The organism is Pseudomonas sp. 13159349, assembly GCF_013305685.1.
Lineage (GTDB): Bacteria > Pseudomonadota > Gammaproteobacteria > Pseudomonadales > Pseudomonadaceae > Aquipseudomonas > Aquipseudomonas asiatica.
Map to the genome: position 1 here is coordinate 3608261 of NZ_CP045553.1, position 19577 is coordinate 3627837.

Here is a 19577-nt window from a genome sequence, read left to right on the forward strand (position 1 = left end):
ACAAAAAGCCACGATCCCTTCAATTAGCGAACGAAGGCTGGCAACCCCCTCAATGGCGGGCGCCCGTGACCAGAAAATTGAGCAAGCCCGGTTCGTCATCCAGGGCTATGGGCTGCGCCGGGCGCGACAGCTCGGCCAGCACGGCATTGCAGAAGGCCACGGCAGGCATGTCCTGTGCGTAACAGCGCATCAGCCAGTCGCCCTCGCCGCCCAGCAGTTGCAATGCCACCGCCCGGCCGATGCCCTGTCGGCGGTACTTTTTCAGGATGAACAGGTCAGCCAGTTCGAACGCGTCGATGCCCGGCAGCTCGCTGCGTTCGACCAGCACGAAACCGGCGATGAAACCGTCTGCCAGCACCAGGTACGCGCCCCAGCCATCGGCCCCCCAGTAACGTTGCAGGTGCTCGTCATGGATATAGAAGCGGCCGTCCACTTCGACGTCTTCCTGCTCCCAGTCCGAGGACTCGTAGGCGTAGAACTGATAGAGGTTGCGAATCAGCGGGGCCTGGTCGGCAGTGGTTGCCAACAGTTCGATGGGCAGCATGGTGAGGGGCTCGGGTAAAAAGGCGGATTCTAGATCAACCGCCCCTGGCAGCAAAAAGCCCAGGCCCTCCCCGCACGGAAAGGCCCAGGCAAAAACCAGTCATCGATTGGTAGGAGCCCCTGTGGGAGCGGGCATGCCCGCGAACACCGGCAAAGCCGGTGCCATACACCGCGGTGCCTGCTTCGCGGGCACGCCCGCTCCCACAGGGATACCTTCAGGGCTCAACTGTTTTGCAACGCGCGCGAGCGGTGGCTGCGTGCCTCGGCGTCTGGCGCCTTGGCCGCCTGTAGATGGAAGTCGAACGCCAGCTCGGCAAAGCGCTCACCCTCTACGCCGCGAGCACGCGCTGCCGCAGCATCCTCGACAAAGCGCAGCTCGCCGACCAGCCCGTCACGGGTGGCATAGGCAAAGTCATCCCACAAGTACTTGTCGCCGGCCAGGTTTATCTGCGTGGTCAGGTGCCGGTGCCCGGGCGCAGAGATGAAGAAGTGCACATGCGCCGGGCGCTGGCCGTGACGGCCGAGCAGGTCCAGGCATTCCTGGGTTGGTCCCTGCGGATCGCAACCGTACCCCGACGGCACGATGGAACCAGGCGTGCAGTGTCCTGCAGCACACGCAGGATGATCTGCTTGAATCGTGGGTTGCCTTCGGCATGGCCCAGGCCGGCCACTTCCTTGAAGAACGCCTGAACATCGGCAGTGTGGGAAATTTTCACGGTCATCGTGCTTGCCTCATCTTGTTCTTGTCAGGTAGACAGGTGCGACTCAGCGGTCGTCGCTGTGAATCGACGAGGGGTGCCGGCACAGGCCGTCGACTTCGATGTCCATGTACGGGAACAGCGGCAGCTGCATCAGGGTGTCGTGCAGCGCCTCGACGCTGGGTACATCGAACACGCTGTAGTTGGCGTAGTGCCCGGCAATGCGCCACAGGTGGCGCCAGGTGCCTTCGCGCTGCAGACGCTGGGCCAGTTCCTTTTCGTCGGCCTTGAGCCGGGCGGCCTTGGCCGGGTCCATGTCGACCGGCAGTTTCACGGTCATCTTCACGTGGAACAGCATGCTGGTTTCTCCTTTCTCTGATTTGGCGCGAACACTGTGGGAGCGGGTTTACCCGCGAACACGGGCGAAACGCGCCAGGCGCTGTTCGTCCAGGGTCAGGCCCAGGCCTGGGGTGCGTGGAATGTGCAGCTGGAAGTCGCGGTATTGCGGCGGCTCGTTGACGATTTCTTCGGTCAGCAGCAGCGGCCCGAACAGCTCGGTGCCCCAGGTGAGCTGGCGCAGGGTCAGGAAGGCATGAGCCGAAGCCAGGGTGCCGATCGAGCCTTCGAGCATGGTCCCGCCATACAAGACGATGCCGGCAGCCTCGGCGATTTGCGCGGTACGCAGTACGGCACGCGGGCCGCCGTTCTTGGCTATTTTCAGGGCGAAGATGCTGGCCGCGCCGTCGGCAGCCAGGCTGAAGGCGTCCTCGACGCTTTCGATCGACTCGTCGGCCATGATCGGTGCCGGGCTGCGCTGGTTCAGGCGCACCTGGCCGCTGCGGTTGATACGCGAAATCGGTTGCTCGATCAGGTCGATGCCGTTTTCGCCAAGCACCTGGCAGGCACGGATGGCCTGGGATTCGTCCCAGTACTGGTTGACGTCGACCCGCACGCTGGCGCTGTCGCCCAGCTCGCGCTTGATCGCCACCACGTGCTTGAGGTCCTGGGCCAACGGGTTGGCGCCGATCTTCAGCTTGAACACCCGATGCCGACGAATCTCCAGCATGTGCTGGGCTTCGGCGATGTCGCGGGCGGTATCGCCGCTGGCCAAGGTCCAGGCCACTTCCAGGCTGTCGCGCACGCGGCCACCCAGCAGTTCGCTGACCGGCAGGCCCAGGCGTTTGCCCTGGGCATCGAGCAAGGCGCTTTCGATACCCGACTTGGCGAAGGTATTGCCCTTGGCCAGCTTGTCCAGCTTGAGCATGGCGGCGTTGATGTTGTCAGCCGGCAAGCCAACCAGCGCCGGCGCCAGGTGCGCATCGATGTTGGCCTTGATGCCCTCCGGGCTTTCGTAGCCATAGGCCAGGCCGCCGATGGTGGTGGCCTCGCCGATGCCTTCCACGCCATCACTGCAGCGAACACGCAATACCACAAGGGTCTGCTGCTGCATGGTGTGCATCGCCAGCTTGTGCGGGCGAATGGTCGGCAGGTCGACGATAATTGCCTCGATACGTTCAATCAGCACGCTTGTCATTGTTGCCAGGTCCCGTTGTTTCGGGCTGCCAGCCGCAGGCCCGAGTGGTGCATTTACTTGCTTGTTCAAGGATTGCGCGAGACCCTGATAGCCGTCCAATATCGAATGAATCTCCCACCATACCCTGGAGGTCTGATGGAGCTGCGCCACTTGCGTTACTTCAAGGTCCTGGCCGAAACCCTGAACTTCACTCGCGCCGCTGAGCTTCTGCACATTGCCCAGCCGCCGCTGAGCCGGCAGATCAGCCAACTCGAGGACCAGCTCGGTACCTTGCTGGTAGTGCGCGAGCGCCCGCTGCGGCTGACGGAGGCGGGTCGCTTCTTCTACGAACAGAGCTGTACCGTGCTGCAGCAGCTGCAGAACATCAGCGACAACACCCGTCGCATCGGCCAGGGCCAGCGCCAGTGGCTGGGGATCGGCTTCGCCCCGTCGACCCTGTACAAGGTGCTGCCGGAGCTGATCCGCGAGCTGCGCCAGGACAGCGAGCTGGAACTGGGCCTCAACGAGATGACCACGCTGCAGCAGGTGGAGGCGCTGAAAAGCGGGCGCATCGACATCGCCTTCGGGCGCATTCGCATCGATGACCCGGCCATTCACCAGCAAGTGCTGTGCGAGGACCCGCTGGTGGCGGTATTGCCCAAGGGTCACCCGCTGGCGAGCAGCCCGCTTACACTTGCCCAGCTGGCTGGCGAGGCGTTCATCCTCTACCCGGCCAACCCGCGGCCCAGCTATGCCGACCATGTGCTGGCACTGTTCGCCCACCACGGCATGAGCATCCGCGTCAGCCAATGGGCCAACGAACTGCAGACCGCCATCGGTCTGGTGGCCGTCGGCGTAGGCGTGACCCTGGTGCCGGCGTCGGTGCAACAGCAGCACCGCACCGATATCGAATATGTAAGCCTGCACGACAACGGCGCCGTCAGCCCGATCATCCTCAGCCGACGCAAGGGCGATGTGAGCCCGATCGTGCAGCGCTGCCTGACATTGATTGCACAACAGGAAAAAACAGCATGATTCACGGCAAGACACTGCAAGCATGGTGCAGCTCCCACCCCCTGATCGACGACCTGGTGGCCCTGCGCGAAACCCGTTGGTTCAACCCGCACATTGCCCCTGCCGCCCAGGCCCTGGCCGACGTCGGTTTGAGCGCCGCCGATGTCAGTGCTGCCAGTGCCCGCCTGGCACGCTTTGCCCCCTACCTGGCCAGCGTGTTCCCGGATACCGCTGCCACCGGCGGCATCATCGAGTCGCCACTGCGCCCGCTGCCCACCCTGCACGCCACCTTGCTGCAGGCAGCGGGCCTGCCTGCCAGCGGTTCACTTTGGCTCAAGGCCGACAGCGAGCTGCCGATCTCTGGCTCGATCAAGGCCCGCGGCGGCATTCATGAAGTGCTCAAGCATGCCGAAGACCTTGCCCTGGCAGCCGGCCTGATCAGCCTCGACAGCGATTACCGGGAACTGGCCAGCGACCAGGCCCGGCAATTCTTCAGCCAGTACAAGGTTGCGGTCGGCTCGACCGGCAACCTCGGCCTGTCGATCGGCATCATGAGCGCCAGGCTTGGCTTCCAGGCCACCGTGCACATGTCGGCCGATGCCCGCCAGTGGAAGAAGGACAAGCTGCGCGCCCATGGCGTGAACGTGGTCGAGTACGAAAGCGACTACAGCGTGGCGGTGGAGCAAGGGCGCCAGCAGGCGGCGGCGGACCCGGGCTGCTACTTCGTCGACGACGAGAACTCGCCACACCTGTTCCTCGGCTATGCAGTGGCGGCCGAGCGGCTGGCCGCCCAGTTCGAAGCCGCGGGCATCAAGGTAGATGCCGAGCACCCCTTGTTCGTCTACCTGCCCTGTGGGGTCGGCGGTGGCCCCGGTGGCGTGGCGTTCGGCCTGAAACTGATCTGGGGCGACCATGTGCACTGCATCTTCGCCGAGCCCACCCACTCACCGTGCATGTTCCTGGGGGTGTATAGCGGTTTGCATGACGCCACCAGCGTGCAGGATTTCGGCATCGACAACCTGACCGCCGCCGACGGCCTGGCGGTGGGCCGCCCTTCCGGCTTTGTCGGCAAGGCGATGCAGCGTTTGCTCGATGGCTATTACACAGTCAGCGACGAGGCGCTGTACCGGCTGTTGGTATTGGCCCATGACCAGGAGAATGCGCGGCTGGAGCCTTCGGCGATGGCGGGGATGCCGGGCATGGTCAGGGTGCTTGAAGCGCCTGAGTACCTGGCGCGCATGGGCCTGTCGGCCGGGCGCATGCAAAGGGCCACGCATTTGGTCTGGGGGACCGGTGGCAGCATGGTGCCGGAGGCAGAGTTTGCGGCCTATCTGGCCAAAGGGAGGGGCTGAGGATTTCTGGAGCTCCCATAGGTACTGAGCTGGCTTTCAGTTCCCACTTTACCTGTGGGAGCGGGCATGCCCGCGAAGCAGGCGACGCGGGGGATGGCACGGGCTTCGCCCGTGTTCGCGGGCACGCCCGCTCCCACAGAGGACCGCGTTAGCCTCTAGATTTCCAAGCAATCACCGCGCAGCCAGTCGATAAACCGCGCAAACAACTCCGACTGCGAGTTGATCTCCAGCTTCAGGTACAGGTTCTTGCGGTGCATGCGCACGGTTTCCGGCGAGATGCCCAGCTCCAGCGCGGTGGACTTCACCGAATGCCCACGCAAGATCATGTGCGCCACCTCCCGCTCACGGTCGGTCAGCACCTGGCAGCCGAAACTGTCGAACGCCGCCTGCAGGCTACCACGCTCCGCCGAAGCGGGGCCGGGCTCCAGATGGTGCCGGGCGTAGCGCCCCAGCAGTTCACGTACCATCGGCTCCAGCGCACGCAGCAGGTCGATCTGCCCCGTACTCAGCCGCGTACCGCTGCAACCCTGGAACAGGCTCAGTGACAATTTGCGCCCAGCGCTGAGGTCGGCGATGTAGTAGCTGTCTTCACTGCAACCGGTACCCAGGTAATAGGCCTTGTAGTAGTCGCTGTCGAAGAAGTTGTCCGGGGCGATTTCCTGCAGATGGTAGAAGCCCTCGGCCAGGCCGCTCTGCACGGCCAGGCAGAACGGGTCGAGCAGGTAGCCGGCAGTGAAGTAGCGCTCCAGCACGGCGGCGCGGTGCAGGTCGGGGATGCCTTGCTGGTACAGCAATTGCGGTGCCCGCCCCTGGCACTCGAGGCTGATCATCATCGATTCCACCTGCACCAACTGGCCGATGGCGGCCGCCACATGCGCCAGCGCCTCGGGCGTTTCGCTGTGGGCCAGTGCGCGCTGCAGCGCCGCATGCCACTGCTGCAGCGCGCCCAGTGAAAGGGTAAGCGGGGTGTCGGGAGAGGCCTGGGTCATGCCCGGCAGTCTAGCCTGCCAGGCACGCCCGCGCACAGCCCTTTGCGCCAGGTTCATCGGCCGTGGTACAGGCCAAGCGCCGTGAGTTCGCGCGCGGTTTCGATGATGCACTGGCGCAGGGTTTCGACAATCTCGTCCACTTGCGCATGGGTAATGATCAACGGCGGCGACATCACGTTCAGGTGCATGATCGGCCGCACCAGCAGCCCTTTGGCCTGGGCCTTGCTGTGGATGCGTTCGCCGATGTTCACCTCGTCGGCGAACAGGGCCTTGCTGGCCTTGTCGGCAACGAACTCGACACAGGCCATCAGCTTCATGCAGCGCACATCCCCCACCAGCGGCAGCTCGCGCAGGCTTTGCAGGCGCTGTTCCAGGTAGCCGCCAACGTCCTTGACGTGCTCCAGCAAATGCTCGCGCTCGATGATCTCGATGTTCTTCAGCGCCGCAGTGCAGCACACCGGGTGGCCGCTGTAGGTGAAGCCGTGGGTGAAGCAGCGGCCCTTGCCCGGCTCGGCGATCACCTGCCAGATGCGCTCGGAGAAGATGCACGCCCCCAGCGGCAGGTAGGCCGAGGTCAGGCCCTTGGCGGTAGTGATGATGTCGGGGGTTACGCCGAACAGTTCCTCGCTGGCGAAGAAGGTGCCCAGGCGCCCGAACGAGGTCACCACTTCGTCGGCGACGAACAGGATGTCGTAGGTCTGGCACAGCTGCCACATGCGCTGGAAGTAGCCCGTGGGCGGAATGATCACCCCGCCCGAGCCCATGATCGGCTCGGCGAAGAACGCCGCCACGTTGTCGGCCCCCAGCGAAAGGATCTTGTCCTCGAACTCGGCCACCAGGAAGTCGAGGAACTCGGCCTCGTCCATGTCGTGCGGGGCGCGGTACGGGTTGGGGTTGGACACATGGTGGATCAGGTCGTGGTGATAATCGAACTCCGGCACCCGGTCAGCGGCCTTGTTGCCGATCGACATGGTCAGCGTGGTGGAGCCGTGGTAGGCGTTGTAGCGGGCGATGATGTGCTTCTTGTGCGGCTTGCCACGGCAGTTCTGGTAGTACTGGATCAGCCGGTAGGCAGTGTCGACCGCGGTCGAGCCGCCAGTGGTGAGGAACACATGGTTCAGGTCACCCGGCGCCAGCTGCGCAAGCTTCTGGCACAGCTCGATGGCCACGCCGTTGGCCATGTCGGAGAACGGGTTGGAATAGGCCAGCTGGCGTACCTGGTCGGCGATGGCCAGGGCCATTTCCTCGCGGCCCAGGCCAATGTTGGTGCACCACATGCCGCCGACTGCATCGAGGAAGCGGTTGCCGTGGGTATCGCGGATGTAGGCGCCCTCGCCGGCAACGATGTTCAGCGCGCCTTGCTCGCGGTGCTCGTCGAACACGTGGTAGCCGTGCATGTAGTGGGCCTTGTCGGCTTCCACCAGCGGGTCGTGGGCAATGGCGAATGCTTTGCTTGGGGTGGCCATGGGCAGCTCCTTGGCAGTGATCGTTGGGCAGTGTTCAGAAACCGGTCTTGACCGTGCTCCAGACCCGGGTGATGGCGCGCATGTCCTTCGGGCTCTGGGTTTTCTGCGCGAACAGGCGCTCGCGGGTTTGCGCGTCGGGGTAGATGGCCGGGTCCTGGCGGATCTCGTCGCGCACCAGCGCCGTGGCGGCGGCGTTGCTGTTGGCGTAGTGGATGTAGTCGGTGACCTTGGCCATGGTCTGCGGCTGCAGCAGGAACTCGATGAAGCGGTGGGCATTGGCCGCGTGCGGCGCATCCTTGGGGATGTACAGGTTGTCGAACCAGATCAGCGAGCCTTCCTGGGGGATGAAGAACGACAGCTTGATGTCCTTCTTCGCTTCCACCGCGCGGGCCTGGGCGGTGGCGTAGTCGCCGGACCAGGTCAGGGCCAGGCAGACATCGCCGTTGGGCAGGCTGGTGAGGTAGTTGACCGAATCGAACTTGCGAATGTACGGGCGAATGCCCAGCAGCAGTTGTTCGGCCGCCTTGAGGTCGGCCGGTGATGCGCTGCGTGGGTCCTTGCCCAGGTACTGCAGGGCCAGCGGGATGACTTCGGTCGGCGCGTCCATCAGGGTGACGCCACAGTCGGCGAAGCGCGAGACGATCCTGGGGTCGAACAGCATGGCCAGCGAGCCGATGGGGGCATCGGGCATGCGCGCGGTGATCTTGTCGACGTTGTAGGTCACCCCCGAGCTGCCCCAGGTATAGGGCGCCGAGTATTTCAGGCCGGGGTCGTAGCCTTGCAGGTTGTTCACCACCTGCTGGTCGAGGTTGTGCCAACTGGGCAGTTGCCGCTTGTCCAGCGCCTGGAACACCCCGGCGCTGATCAGCGGGGGGACCAGGGAAGCGTTGAGCATGACCAGGTCGTAGCCGGAGCGGCCGGTGAGCAGTTTGGTCTGCACCGTTTCGTAGCCGTCGAAGGTGTCGTAGATGACCTTGATGCCGGTGGCCTTCTCGAAGTCGGCCAGGGTGGTTTCGCCGATATAGTCGGTCCAGTTGTACAACCGCAACGTGTTACCGCTGTCCACCTCTGCCGCCTGGGCCAGGCTGGCGCCAGACGCCAGCAGCAGACCGCCAATCACCTTCAGTACCTTGCGCATGGCAACTCCATCGTGTGAGTGCTCGGGATCGAGCCGATGGGGGCACTATCGAGGGATTTGCCGAAGGGGGACATACCCCGAATGTGTGGGTGGTCGCTTTTTTTGCCGGTGAATTTTGTATGAAGGCCACAGGCTCAATCGCCGGCAAGCCAGCTCCCACAGGTCCTCCACAGTCCTGAAGCCCTGTGATTTCCCTGTGGGAGATTGCCCAGCCCTTTGGGCTGCGCTTTCGCGCAGAGAACCAATATCGCTCGTCTGACGCGTCCTTTGTAGGAGCAGCCTTGTGCTGCGAAGAGGCCGGTACAGCCAATAGACAGGCTTTGTCAGCCCCGGCCTCTTCGCAGCACAAGGCTGCTCCTACAGAACCTCGCCGAACCAATGAGTCATGTGTTGTTCTATGAGAGCTGGCTTGCCGGCGATTGGGCCAGAACAGTCAATCACGCCAGCGGGTAAAGCGCCTCATCAAACTGCTCCAGGCGCGGGAACACCAGTGGCTGGTCGTCCGAGAGCTGCTCCAGACGCTGCCGGTACTGCTGCAAGAACGCCTGCCGCGCCTCGTCACTGATGTACGGCACATGCCAGGCCACGAACGGCGGCAACACCTCGAACCCCACGTAGGCCAGGGTGCCGCGCAAGATCGGCCGCAGCATGTCTTCCAGCGGCCCATGAATCGCCCGGTCGCCAAACATGTGCTCACGCCCGCCCAGGGTCACGGTCACCAGCGCTTTCTTGCCCGCCAAACCGCCCTGGTCGTAGAAGCGCTTGCCGCCATAGCACACCCCCGACACCAGCACCCGGTCGATCCAGCCCTTGAGCATGGCCGGCGCCGAGAACCAGAAGATCGGGAAGTTCAGCACCAGCAAGTCGGCCCACAGCAGCTTGTCCAGCTCCTGCCGGATATCCGCGGCAATGGCGCCACGCTTGACCCCTTGGCGCTGCTCCAGGGCATACACCAGGTACTCGGGGTTCTCGCGCTGGCTGAAGTCATCGGCGCTGGCCACCGGGTTCCAGCCCATGGCGTACAGGTCGCTGACCTGCACCTGGTGGCCCTGGGCGCGGAAGGTTTCCACGGCCTGGTCACGCAGGGCAGCAGTGAACGATTGCGGCTCGGGGTGAGCGTGGACGATCAGTACATTCACAAACATTCTCCTCACACAAAACAGGTTGTCTTCCAGCTGTGGCTCAGCACTGCACCGCTTTCACCTCGACGAACTCCGCAAGGCCCTCCTCACCCCACTCACGCCCGTTGCCCGACTGCTTGTAGCCACCGAACGGTGCCTGGTAGTTGAACCCGCCACCGTTGATGAAGCACTGCCCGGCGCGTATCTGCCGCGCCAGGGCCAGGCCGTGCTCACGGCTACCGGCCCACACCGCACTGGACAGGCCGAACGGCGAATCGTTGGCCAGGGCCAGCGCCTGGGCCTCGTCGGCATAGGGGATCAGGCACAGCACCGGGCCGAAGATTTCCTCCTGGGCGATGCGCATGCGGTTGTCGACATCGGCGAACAAGGTCGGCGCCACGTAGAAGCCGCGCTCGAAGCCGGCCGGCGTATCACCGCCGCACAGCAGGCGCGCGCCCTCTTCCTGGCCCAGGCGAATGTAGTCGAGCACGGTGCGCCGCTGGCCTGCCGAACACATCGGCCCGAGGAAGCTGGCCGGGTCACGCGGGTCGCCCATGACCAGCGAACGGGTCTCGGCCTCGGCAATCTCCAGCGCCTCGGCGTAGCGGCTGGCCGGCAGCAGCATGCGGGTCAGGGCCGTGCAGGTCTGCCCTGAGTTGATCATCACGTCCTGCACGCCATGGCGCACCGCCGCGTGCAGGTCGGCGTCGGCGGTGATCAGCAGCGGCGACTTGCCGCCCAGCTCCAGGCACACCCGCTTCACCGTCGGCGCGGCCGCCTGGGCCACGCGCACCCCGGCGCCGGTGGAGCCGGTAAACGACACCATGTCCACCTGCGGGTGCCGGGCCAGGGCCTCGCCAACCTTGGCCCCCGGCCCGCTGACCAGGTTGAACACCCCGGCCGGCAGGCCGATGGCCTCGATCATCTCGGCCAGCAGGAATGCATGCAGCGGTGTTTCCTGGCTGGGCTTGACCACCACCGTGCAGCCGGCGGCCAGGGCCGGCGCCAGCTTGCCGATCATCTGGTGCAGCGGGTAGTTCCACGGGTTGATGAACGCGCACACGCCAACGGCTTCGCGGTACACCAGCGAGTTGCCGACTTCGCGCACCTCATCCATCAGCCCGGCCAGTTCGGCGTACTGCTCCAGCCCGGCAATCGGGCCCTCCACCTGTACCGCCTGGCACCACTGCACCGGCATGCCCAACTCGTCGGTGATGACCGAGGCCATTTCCGCCGCGCGGCTCTTCAGCTGTGCGGCCAGCGCCGTTATGAACCCGGCACGCACGCTGGACGGCGTGCGCGACCAGCCATCGAAGGCCCGCCGCGCAGCCATCACCGCCCGTTCGACATCGGCCTCGGCGCCCAGCGGCACCCGGCCGATGGCCTGTTCGGTGGCCGGGTCGATCACCTCGGCCATGCCCTGCCCGCTCGGTACCTGCCAGGCGCCGTCGATGTACAGCCGCGCATATTCACGCATGGGCCTGCCCCTGCATCAGTGCGGCGGCGCAGCGGGCGATGCGCCGGCAAGCGTCGGCCAAGGCCTCGTCACCCAATACCAGGCCCAGGCGGATATGCCCGGCAGCGCTGGGGCCGAAGGCTTCGCCAGCGAGCACCGACACACCCTGGCTGTCGAGCAGGCGATCGGCGAAGGCCTGGGCGCTGAGGCCGGTCTCGCGGATGTCGACCATCACGAACATGCCGCCATCGGGCTTGAGCACCTTGATGCCCGGGCAGTCGGCCAACTGCTCGCACACCAGGTCGCGACGCTGGCGATAGGCTTCGCGCATGACATCCAGTTCCGGCAGCTGCTGCTCCAGTGCCACCACGGCGGCGTCCTGGATGAAGTCCGGCGAACCGTACAGCATGCACAGGGCGAGGTTTTCCAGATGGGTGGCAAGTTCGGTCGAACCGACCACCCAGCCCACCCGCCAACCGGTCATGGCATGCGACTTCGACAGGCTGTTGAGGGTGGCGGTGCGCTCGGCCATGCCCGGCAGGCTGCCAGGGCTGACATGCTCGCCGTCGTACAACAGCTCGCTATACACCTCGTCAGAGATCAACCACAGATCGTGGGCGATGCACAGCTCGGCCAGCGCCTCCCAGGTGGCGCGCGGCAGGCTCGCCCCCGAGGGGTTGTGCGGGCTGTTCAGGGCCAGGGCGCGGGTGCGCGGGGTGATGCGCGCGGCCACGTCACGCGGGCACACGCGAAAGCCGTTCTCCGGCTTGACCGGCACCGGCACCACCTTGGCGCCACAAGCCCCGAACACCGCCTCGTAGGTCACGTACATGGGCTCGGCGACAATTACCTCGTCACCCGGGTCGAGCACGCACTGGGCCACGCAGTACAACGCGCACTGGGCCCCCGCCAGCACCGTCACCTGGTCGGCATCGACGGCCTGGCCGCTGCGCTGGCGGTGGCGGTTGGCGATGGCCTGGCGCAGCGCCAGCTTGCCGCGCACATCGGCGTAATGGGTGTGGCCCGAACGCAGGCTGTCGATGGCCGCCTCGACGATCGGCGCGGGGGTGTCGAAGTCCGGGTCACCCACCGAAAGCAGCAGGATATCCCTACCCTCGGCCTGCAGCGCCAGGGCGCGATAGTGGATGTCCCAGGCCGCAGCCCCGTCGCCGGCGATGCGTTGAGTGAGCTTGGCGTAGCGCATGGCAATCTCCCTTCATTGGCAGTTCAGTCGACGAGAATCTTCGGGTTGGAACTGCCCCATACGGTGTAGAGGTCGGCGAGCAACGCGCCGTTGATTTCTTCTATCTCGGCCTGGGTGATCTCCCCCCCGGCCTGTTTGCCGAACAGCACCACTTCGTTGCCCCCCTTCACATCGGGGAAGTCGGTGACATCGACCATCAAGGTGTTCATCGACACCTTGCCCACCACGGGCACTCGGTGGCCGTTGATCAGCACATGGCCCTTGTTGGTGAACACCCGGCGGTAGCCATCGGAGTAACCCACGGTGATGTTGGCCAGGCGCGAATCACGCGCCAGGGTGAAGGTGCGGTCGTAGCCGACGGTGTTGCCTGCCGGGTAGCTGTGCACCGCCGCCACGTGCGACTTGAACTGCATGACACGTTGGTATTCGGTGCGCGTCGGCACGGTGTCGCCGAACAGCGCGCCACCGGTACGCACCATGTCCAGGTGCGCTTCCGGCACTTCCAGCGTAGCGAAGGAGTTGGCGGCATGCAGGGTGAGCTTGCTGCGATCAAGTTTCGCGTGCTTGATCAGCCAGTCGGTCTGTTCGTTGAACGCTGCCAGGCCTTTGCGCACATCGTCCTTGTCTTCCACGGCGAAGTGAGTCATCAGCGCGACCAGCTGGAGGTGCTTCTGGTCAGTGATCTGCAGCGCTTCACCCCGGCCGGACCAGGTGGTCATTTCCACGCCGTTGCGGCTCATGCCGCTGGAATTGAGCGCCATGTGAATGCGCAGGGTCTTGCCGTGGCGTTCGGCGATGGTATCGAGCTGGCGGGCGAACTCGGCGCTGCCAACCAGCTCTTCCATGTCGTACTGCAAGGCATCTTCCACTTCGCCGAGGCTGGCCAGGCGTACCCGCACCAGTTGCCCGGTGAAGCCGCTGGCGCGGACCACGCGGGCCTCCTCGTTGCTGGCTACCGCCACGCAAGGCACGCCCTGGGCGATGATCGACGGCATGACCAGGCCGATACCGTGGCCATAGGCGTCGGCCTTGAGCACGGCGCACAGCTTGGACTTGCCGCCCAGCTCGGCCTGCAAGGTACGGATGTTGTGTTGCAGTGCGCCGGCACTGATTTCGACCCAGGCGTTGCTGTTCTGCGCGGTCAGGGCGGCGGTGCCGTTGTCCATCGACAGGGGCGGTGCGGCGTACAGCGGGGCCTGGCCAGTGATCAGCAGAGCGAGGGATGCAGCCAGGAGGGTACGGCTGAATTGCATGGTGATTTCTCTTGTTGTTCGTTGTGTCTGCCGCTTAGCAGACGCAGGTGTGTTTGAGTTCGATGAAGGTGACGCCGGGGGTGGCGAAACCGCTGGCCAGATCGGCCTGCAGCGCGTCCAGATCACGCGGCTGGCGCACCGTGCAACCAAAGGCGCGGGCCAGGCCGACGAAGTCCGGGTTGCGTGGCAGTACGCCGACCGGCTCGATGTCCAGGCCGAGCATGTCGTCGCGGATCTGGCCAAGGGCGTCATTGTTCCATAACAACACGACCAGTGGCCGGTCCAGTTCTTCGACTGCCGTGGCCAGTTCCTGGGCGGTGTAGAGGAAGCCGCCGTCGCCCACCAGCACCAGGCCTGGCCGGTGGTCGCTGGCGAACATGCCGCCGATGCCGGCCGGCAGGCCATAGCCGAGGGTGCCGTAGCCGGTGGGGTGCAGCCAGCTGCGCGGCGCCCGGCTGGCGAAGGCGTAGTTGCCGGTATAGGCCAGTTGGGTCATGTCGCTGCTGACGAAGGCATCGTCGGGCAGCACGGCGGCAATGCGGTCGAGGATTGCCTGGTGCACGGCCTGCAGCGGAGCATGCCCGCTGCGAATGGCCTGGCGCAGGTTGGCCACGGCTTCGCTGGCCTGGGCCGGGTCACGGTCCAGCGCTGGCAGGTGCTCGAGCAGGCCGGCCAGGGTTTGCCGGGCATCGCCGTGCAGGGCAATGGCACAGGGGTAGAAGTCGTTGAACTTGCGCGGGTCGATGTCCACGCGCAGCAGCTCGCCGCTGATCGGCAGGCGCTCGCGCCAGAAGTCGGTGTCGGCCATTTCGGTACCCACTGCCAGCACCACGTCGGCCTGGCTGATCAGCTGCCAGCCGGGCTCGACGCACAGGCTGGCGCCGGCATTCATTGGTGCGTCCGCTGGCAGCAGGCCCTTGCCGGCCACGCTGGTGAACAATGGCGCTGCCAGTCGGGTGCTCAGCTGCTGCAACTGCTCGGCCGCGTGCAGTGCCCCACCGCCGGCAATGATCATCGGCCGCTTGGCGGCGACCAGCTTCACGGCGGCCTGGTCAAGGATGTCGCGGCAAGGCTGGCCGCGCCCGGGGCGGCGCACCACCTCATTGCTCCAGTCACGGCTGACCGGCGCGGCCAGTACGTCCAGCGGCACCGAGATGTGCACCGGGCGCGGCCGTTCGCTGTCGAACACAGCCCATGCACGGGCGATCAGTTCGGGCAGGTCGTCGCCGCGCAGGGCCACGGCGGAGAACGCGGTAATCGGCGCGGTCATGGCGCGCTGGTCCTGGGTTTCGTGCAGGCAGCCCCAGCCCTTGCCCAGGCTGGCAGTATGGTTGACGCTGGAAATCACCAGCATCGGGATGGAGTCGGCATAGGCCTGGCCGATGGCGGTGGCGGCATTGGTCACGCCCGGGCCGGTGATGACGAAGCACACCCCCGGTTTGCCGCTTACCCGTGCATAGCCGTCGGCCATGAAGCCGGCGCCCTGCTCGTGGCGGGTCAGCACATGGCGGATGCCGCTGCCCGGCAGGCCTCGGTACAGCTCCAGGGTGTGCACGCCGGGGATGCCGAATACCGTTTCCACGCCGTAGTTGGCCAGCAGGCGCACCAACGCCTGGCCGGCGGTCGGGGTGTGCTTATTCATGTCGTTCTCCTTGCGCCTTGCCGAGGCGGATCAGCGCGTCGACCGCGATGGTGCCGTGGGCACCGACCATCAATGGGTTCACATCCAGCTCCAGCAGTTGCCCGGCGTTCTCGCAGGCGTAGTCGACCACCGCGCGGATAGCCGCAACCAGTGCGTCGAGGTCGGCGGCCGGGCGGCCACGGAAGCCTTGCAGCAGGCTGGCACTGCGCAGGCCGAGCAGCGCGCTGCGGATGGCATCGTCGGTGGTCGGCAGCAACAGGCTGACACTGTCCTTGAGCAGCTCGACCAGCACGCCACCGGCACCGATCACCAGAGCCAGGGCGAAGTCATGCTCGCGCTTGATGCCAACGATCAGTTCGGCCAGCGGCGGCTCGGCCATCGGTTCGAGCAGCACCTGGTCGAACGCTACCTGCGGGGCGTAGGCGGCGATACGCTGGCGCATCTGCACCAGCGCAACCTCGAGGGCGGCGGCATCGCGCAGGTTCAGCGCCACCGCACCGGCTTCGGTCTTGTGCGGCAGTTGCGCGCTGACCGCCTTCAAAACGAGCGGGTAGCCGACACGGGCGGCATCTGCCACGGCACGCTCGGGTGTGCTCAGCACCCCTGCCGGTACCGGCAGGCCGAAGGCACGCAGGGCTTGCTTGGATTGCCATTCGTCCAGCAGCAGGCCCTCGCCCTCAAGGGCCTGCGGGCACAGCGGCACCCGCGTGGCCTCACCCTGTTCCAGCAGCCGCTGGCGGTTGCGCTGGTAGGCGACGATGCGCCCCCAGGCTGCCAGGCCATCCTCCACGCCCTGCAGGGCGGCGATGCCACGCGCGTGCAAACGCTCGCGCGCGCAGGCGGGCAACAGCTCCGGGAATGCCGAGGTGACGAAGCCGATCTTGCCGTGGCGTTCCAGTGCATCGCAGTACAGTGCAAGCAGCAGGTCGCATTCCTTGCGTTCGCCGGTGAACGCCGCCGGGTAGTCCAGCACCAGCATGGCCGCGTCGGCTGCGCCGCTCAGGGTGCTGTCGAGCATGCGTTGCAGGGCCGCTGCATCACCCCAGATGGCCGTGGTGAAGTCCAGCGGGTTGACCAGGTTGGCATAGGCCGGCAGCACCTCGGCCAACTGCGTCACCTGCCCTTGTGCGAGCTTCGGCAGGACCAGCTGGTTGCGCTCGGCATAGTCGGCGATCAAGCCGGCATCGCCACCCGAGCAGGCCAGGGCGATCAGCTCGCCATTCACCGGCAGGCGCCCACAGGCGGCGGCCTTGAGGGTTTCAACGAAGCTCACCGGGCCACTGACGCGGATCACGCCCAGGCGCTGGAACAGGCTGTCGTACAAGGCATCGGAGCCGGACAGCGAGCTGGTGTGGCTGAGCGCCAGTTCGGCGCCAATCTGCGACACGCCGGTCTTCAGCGCAATGATCGGCGTGCCCTGCTGCAATGCCTTGCAGGCAGCACGGGCGAAGCCCGGCACGTTCTTCAGGCCTTCCAGGTGCAGGCCGATGGCGGTTACCCGTGGGTCGTCGAGCAGCACGTCCATCAGCTCGGCCACGCCCAGTTGCGCCTGGTTGCCGACCGAGGCCATGTAGGCCACCGGCAGCGAGCGGTCGCTCATCGACAGGTTGTAGGCGAAGTTGCCGCTCTGGGTGAGGATCGCCACGCCCTTCTCCACCTGCTGGCCACCATGGGCCACCGGCCACAGGGCAGCGCCGTGCAGGTAGTCGAGCAGGCCGTAGCAGTTGGGGCCGAGCAAGGCCATGTTGCCGGCGGCGGCGAGCAGGCGCTGCTGCAGCTGGCGGCCCTCTTCGCCGCTTTCGGCAAAGCCCGAGGCATAGCAGATGGCGCCACCGGCACCGCGTGCGGCCAGCTCGGCAACGCACTGCAGGGTCAGTTCGCGGTTGGTGGCGATGAACACCGCGTCCGGGGCATGGGGCAAGTCGGCCACACGCGCCACACAGGGGATACCTTCGAGGCTGTCATGCTGCGGGTTGACCAGCCACAGCTCGCCGCCAAAGCCACCTTCGGCGCAGCGCTTGAGCGCCCGCGCCATGCTGCGCCCGCCGACGAAGGCCAGGTGCCGGGGGGCCAGCAGGCGCTTGAGGTTGTCACGAATCGAATGCGACATGGGTGTTCTCCTCGCGCTCAGCGCAGCAGCGGGCGCAGCAGTTCGCGGGCGATGATGTGCCGCTGGATTTCCGAGGTGCCTTCCCAGATGCGCTCGATGCGTGCGTTGCGCCAGATGCGCTCGACCGGCCCTTCATCCATCAGGCCCATGCCACCGAAGATCTGCACGGCTTCGTCGGCAACCTTGCCCAGCACCTCGCTGGCGAACAGCTTGGCCATGCCGGCCTCGCCGTCGGTCATGCTGCCCTGGTCCATCTTCCAGGCGGTGTGCAGGGTGAGCATTTCCGCAGCGCTAATCTGCGTGGCCATGTCGGCGAGCTTGAACGACACGCCCTGGTAGCTGCCGATGGCCTGGCCGAACTGCTTGCGGTCGGCGGCCCATTGCAGCGACAGGTCGAGGGCTCGTTGGGCCTGGCCCACGCAGTTGGCGGCGACCATCACCCGGCCGGCGGTGAGCCAGGCGTTGGCCACCTCCCAGCCCTTGCCGACCTCGCCCAGCACCTTGCTGGCCGGCACCCGGCAGTCGTCGAAGAACAGCTCGTAGGTGTGGTAGCCACGATTGCTCACGCACTTGGGGCCACGGCGGATGGTCATGCCCGGCGTGCCCCGGTCGACCAGGAAGGCCGTTACCGCGTTGCGCTTGCGCCCATTGTGCTCGTAGGTGTCGGTGACGGCGAAGACGATGGCGAAATCGGCGTGGCCGGCATGGCTGATGAAGTGCTTGCTGCCGTTGATGACGAAGTCGTCACCCTGGCGCACGGCACGGGTCTTGATGGCGTTGGCATCGGAGCCGGCGCCCGGCTCGGTGAGGGCAAAGCAGTCGATCTTCTCGCCCTGCACGCAGGGCAACAGGTAGTCGTTGATCTGCTCGTCCTTGCAGGCCATGAGGATTTTCGATGGCCGCGCGACGAACACGTGCAGGGCCCAGGACACCTTGGACAGTTCGCGCTCGATAAGCGCCTGGGACAGATAGTCCAGGCCACCGCCGCCGACCTCCTCGGGCATGTTGAAGGCATAGAACCCGGCGGCGATGGCCTTGCCGCGGATCTGCGCAGCCAGCTCGGGCGATACGGCATCGGCACGGTCCACTGCCTCCTCATGGGGCAGCAGCTCCTTGGCGACAAAACTGCGTACCGCTTCCACCAACATTTCTTGTTCTTGGGTCAGTTGGAAATTCATCTGCGAAGGTCCTGGTGAGGGTCGGTTATCGGGTTACTGGCCGGTAAAACGGGGTGCGCGGCGCTCCACCGAGGCTTGCAGTGCCTCGGCACCGTCCTGGCTACGGCCGCACAACAGGCCGGCCTGGCGCTCGGCCTCCAGCTGCTCGGCCAGGGTGCGCCGCGCGCCATCGCGGATCAGCCGCTTGGTCTGCGCGTAGGCGAAGGTAGGGCCGTTGGCCAGGCGCCCGGCCAGCTCGGCGGCCACGGCGGGCAGTTGCTCGTCGGCACAGACTTCGCTGACCAGCCCGGCCGCCAGGGCACGTTCGGCACCCCACAGCTCATCGAGGAACAACAGGCGCTTGGCCTGCTCGCTGCCGATCAGCCGTGGCAGGTGCCAGCTGGCACCTGCGTCGGGGCTGTAGCCCATGCTGGTGTAGCCGGCCTTGAAGCGCGCCGATGCCGCGGCGATGCGCAAGTCGCAGCACAGGCTGAGGTCCATGCCACCGCCCACGGCGGTGCCGTTGATGGCAGCGATGGTGGGCTTGTCGAGGCTGTGCAGGCGCAACATCAGGGCGTGGGCGGTTTCGGTCCAGCCGTAGCTTTCCAGGGTGCCCTGGGCTTCGGCCGCGGCCCATTCGGCCAGGTCGGCACCGGCGCAGAAGCTGCGGCCGCTGCCGGTCAGCACCACCACGCGCACGGCCGGGTCGCTGTTGCAGGTTTCCAGCAGGGCGTGCAGTTGCTTGAGGGTGGGGATGTCCAGCGCGTTGCGCTGCTCGGGGCGGTTGAGGGTGATCCAGGCAACGCCGGCTTCGACCTTGCTCAACAGTGACGACGACGGGGTGGTCATGGGGGGCCTCGGTGTTGTTGTGATGGTTTGAGAGGGCTTGATGAGGGAGATACTAAACGAGTGTTCAACAAG

The 19577-nt window shown here is 65.8% G+C and carries 16 protein-coding genes and 1 pseudogene; 2 read left to right on the forward strand and 15 right to left on the reverse strand.

Going from position 1 to position 19577, the window contains the following annotated elements; all coding sequences use genetic code 11:
- Positions 1–49: 49 nt before the first annotated feature.
- From GEV38_RS16710 to GEV38_RS16725, 4 genes and pseudogenes are all read right to left on the reverse strand, one after another.
- Entirely contained in the window at positions 50–544 is a 495-nt protein-coding gene (locus GEV38_RS16710; protein ID WP_015270756.1) for a GNAT family N-acetyltransferase, read from the reverse strand.
- 221 nt (positions 545–765) lie between these two features.
- Positions 766–1134: pseudogene (locus GEV38_RS16715) on the reverse strand (catechol 1,2-dioxygenase); the annotation flags it as partial.
- Between the two features lie 174 nt (positions 1135–1308).
- Positions 1309–1599 (reverse strand): muconolactone Delta-isomerase, encoded by a 291-nt coding sequence (catC, locus tag GEV38_RS16720; RefSeq protein WP_013973066.1) that lies wholly within the window; start codon positions 1597–1599, stop codon positions 1309–1311.
- Positions 1600–1647: 48 nt separating this feature from the next.
- A complete protein-coding gene (locus GEV38_RS16725; protein ID WP_054572600.1) occupies positions 1648–2775 on the reverse strand; it encodes a muconate cycloisomerase family protein in 1128 nt (375 codons plus the stop codon).
- A 135-nt stretch (positions 2776–2910) separates the two neighbouring features.
- On the opposite strand from GEV38_RS16725, the gene catR reads away from it, so the two are divergent.
- Together catR and GEV38_RS16735 are read left to right on the forward strand one after the other, a co-directional pair.
- Entirely contained in the window at positions 2911–3789 is an 879-nt protein-coding gene (gene catR / locus GEV38_RS16730; protein WP_015270758.1) for an HTH-type transcriptional regulator CatR, read from the forward strand.
- Positions 3786–5120: a D-serine ammonia-lyase gene (locus GEV38_RS16735; RefSeq protein WP_054572601.1), complete on the forward strand. Its 1335-nt coding sequence runs from the start codon at positions 3786–3788 to the stop codon at positions 5118–5120. The genes catR and GEV38_RS16735 overlap by 4 nt, the downstream gene beginning before the upstream one ends.
- Before the next feature lie 155 nt (positions 5121–5275).
- On the opposite strand, the gene GEV38_RS16740 is transcribed toward GEV38_RS16735, so the two are convergent.
- The 11 genes from GEV38_RS16740 to GEV38_RS16790 all read right to left on the reverse strand — a co-directional run bounded on the left by GEV38_RS16740 (position 5276) and on the right by GEV38_RS16790 (position 19505).
- Complete coding sequence (locus GEV38_RS16740; RefSeq protein ID WP_224765910.1) at positions 5276–6109, reverse strand: LuxR C-terminal-related transcriptional regulator; 834 nt, start codon at positions 6107–6109, stop codon at positions 5276–5278.
- Positions 6110–6162: 53 nt separating this feature from the next.
- Positions 6163–7575 (reverse strand): aminotransferase, encoded by a 1413-nt coding sequence (locus tag GEV38_RS16745; RefSeq protein ID WP_054572603.1) that lies wholly within the window; start codon positions 7573–7575, stop codon positions 6163–6165.
- Between the two features lie 34 nt (positions 7576–7609).
- Positions 7610–8713: a polyamine ABC transporter substrate-binding protein gene (locus GEV38_RS16750; RefSeq protein WP_015270762.1), complete on the reverse strand. Its 1104-nt coding sequence runs from the start codon at positions 8711–8713 to the stop codon at positions 7610–7612.
- Positions 8714–9150: 437 nt separating this feature from the next.
- Entirely contained in the window at positions 9151–9852 is a 702-nt protein-coding gene (locus GEV38_RS16755) for an NAD(P)H-dependent oxidoreductase (RefSeq protein WP_054572609.1), read from the reverse strand.
- Positions 9853–9895: 43 nt separating this feature from the next.
- Positions 9896–11311, reverse strand: coding sequence for an aldehyde dehydrogenase family protein (locus GEV38_RS16760; protein WP_054572605.1), 1416 nt, complete (start codon positions 11309–11311; stop codon positions 9896–9898).
- Positions 11304–12494, reverse strand: a complete 1191-nt coding sequence (locus GEV38_RS16765; protein ID WP_015270765.1) for a pyridoxal phosphate-dependent aminotransferase — start codon at positions 12492–12494, stop codon at positions 11304–11306. The genes GEV38_RS16760 and GEV38_RS16765 overlap by 8 nt, the downstream gene beginning before the upstream one ends.
- 23 nt (positions 12495–12517) lie before the next feature.
- Complete coding sequence (gene alr, locus GEV38_RS16770; protein ID WP_015270766.1) at positions 12518–13747, reverse strand: alanine racemase; 1230 nt, start codon at positions 13745–13747, stop codon at positions 12518–12520.
- A gap of 34 nt (positions 13748–13781) precedes the next feature.
- Positions 13782–15389: a 5-guanidino-2-oxopentanoate decarboxylase gene (locus tag GEV38_RS16775; RefSeq protein WP_054572606.1), complete on the reverse strand. Its 1608-nt coding sequence runs from the start codon at positions 15387–15389 to the stop codon at positions 13782–13784.
- Positions 15382–17499, reverse strand: coding sequence for an acetate--CoA ligase family protein (locus tag GEV38_RS16780; RefSeq protein ID WP_054572607.1), 2118 nt, complete (start codon positions 17497–17499; stop codon positions 15382–15384). Before GEV38_RS16780 ends, GEV38_RS16775 begins: the two co-directional genes overlap by 8 nt.
- A 17-nt stretch (positions 17500–17516) precedes the next feature.
- Positions 17517–18677, reverse strand: a complete 1161-nt coding sequence (locus tag GEV38_RS16785; protein WP_054572608.1) for an acyl-CoA dehydrogenase family protein — start codon at positions 18675–18677, stop codon at positions 17517–17519.
- Positions 18678–18710: 33 nt separating this feature from the next.
- A complete protein-coding gene (locus GEV38_RS16790) occupies positions 18711–19505 on the reverse strand; it encodes an enoyl-CoA hydratase/isomerase family protein (RefSeq protein WP_015270770.1) in 795 nt (264 codons plus the stop codon).
- Between the last annotated feature and the right edge of the window lie 72 nt (positions 19506–19577).

Coding starts and splice junctions, on each gene's coding strand:
- GEV38_RS16710 (WP_015270756.1), bottom strand. CDS start 544: ATGCTGCCCATCGAACTGTTGGCAACCACTGCCGACCAGGCCCCGCTG.
- catC (WP_013973066.1), bottom strand. CDS start 1,599: ATGCTGTTCCACGTGAAGATGACCGTGAAACTGCCGGTCGACATGGAC.
- GEV38_RS16725 (WP_054572600.1), bottom strand. CDS start 2,775: ATGACAAGCGTGCTGATTGAACGTATCGAGGCAATTATCGTCGACCTG.
- catR (WP_015270758.1), top strand. CDS start 2,911: ATGGAGCTGCGCCACTTGCGTTACTTCAAGGTCCTGGCCGAAACCCTG.
- GEV38_RS16735 (WP_054572601.1), top strand. CDS start 3,786: ATGATTCACGGCAAGACACTGCAAGCATGGTGCAGCTCCCACCCCCTG.
- GEV38_RS16740 (WP_224765910.1), bottom strand. CDS start 6,109: ATGACCCAGGCCTCTCCCGACACCCCGCTTACCCTTTCACTGGGCGCG.
- GEV38_RS16745 (WP_054572603.1), bottom strand. CDS start 7,575: ATGGCCACCCCAAGCAAAGCATTCGCCATTGCCCACGACCCGCTGGTG.
- GEV38_RS16750 (WP_015270762.1), bottom strand. CDS start 8,713: ATGCGCAAGGTACTGAAGGTGATTGGCGGTCTGCTGCTGGCGTCTGGC.
- GEV38_RS16760 (WP_054572605.1), bottom strand. CDS start 11,311: ATGCGTGAATATGCGCGGCTGTACATCGACGGCGCCTGGCAGGTACCG.
- GEV38_RS16765 (WP_015270765.1), bottom strand. CDS start 12,494: ATGCGCTACGCCAAGCTCACTCAACGCATCGCCGGCGACGGGGCTGCG.
- alr (WP_015270766.1), bottom strand. CDS start 13,747: ATGCAATTCAGCCGTACCCTCCTGGCTGCATCCCTCGCTCTGCTGATC.
- GEV38_RS16775 (WP_054572606.1), bottom strand. CDS start 15,389: ATGAATAAGCACACCCCGACCGCCGGCCAGGCGTTGGTGCGCCTGCTG.
- GEV38_RS16780 (WP_054572607.1), bottom strand. CDS start 17,499: ATGTCGCATTCGATTCGTGACAACCTCAAGCGCCTGCTGGCCCCCCGG.
- GEV38_RS16785 (WP_054572608.1), bottom strand. CDS start 18,677: ATGAATTTCCAACTGACCCAAGAACAAGAAATGTTGGTGGAAGCGGTA.
- GEV38_RS16790 (WP_015270770.1), bottom strand. CDS start 19,505: ATGACCACCCCGTCGTCGTCACTGTTGAGCAAGGTCGAAGCCGGCGTT.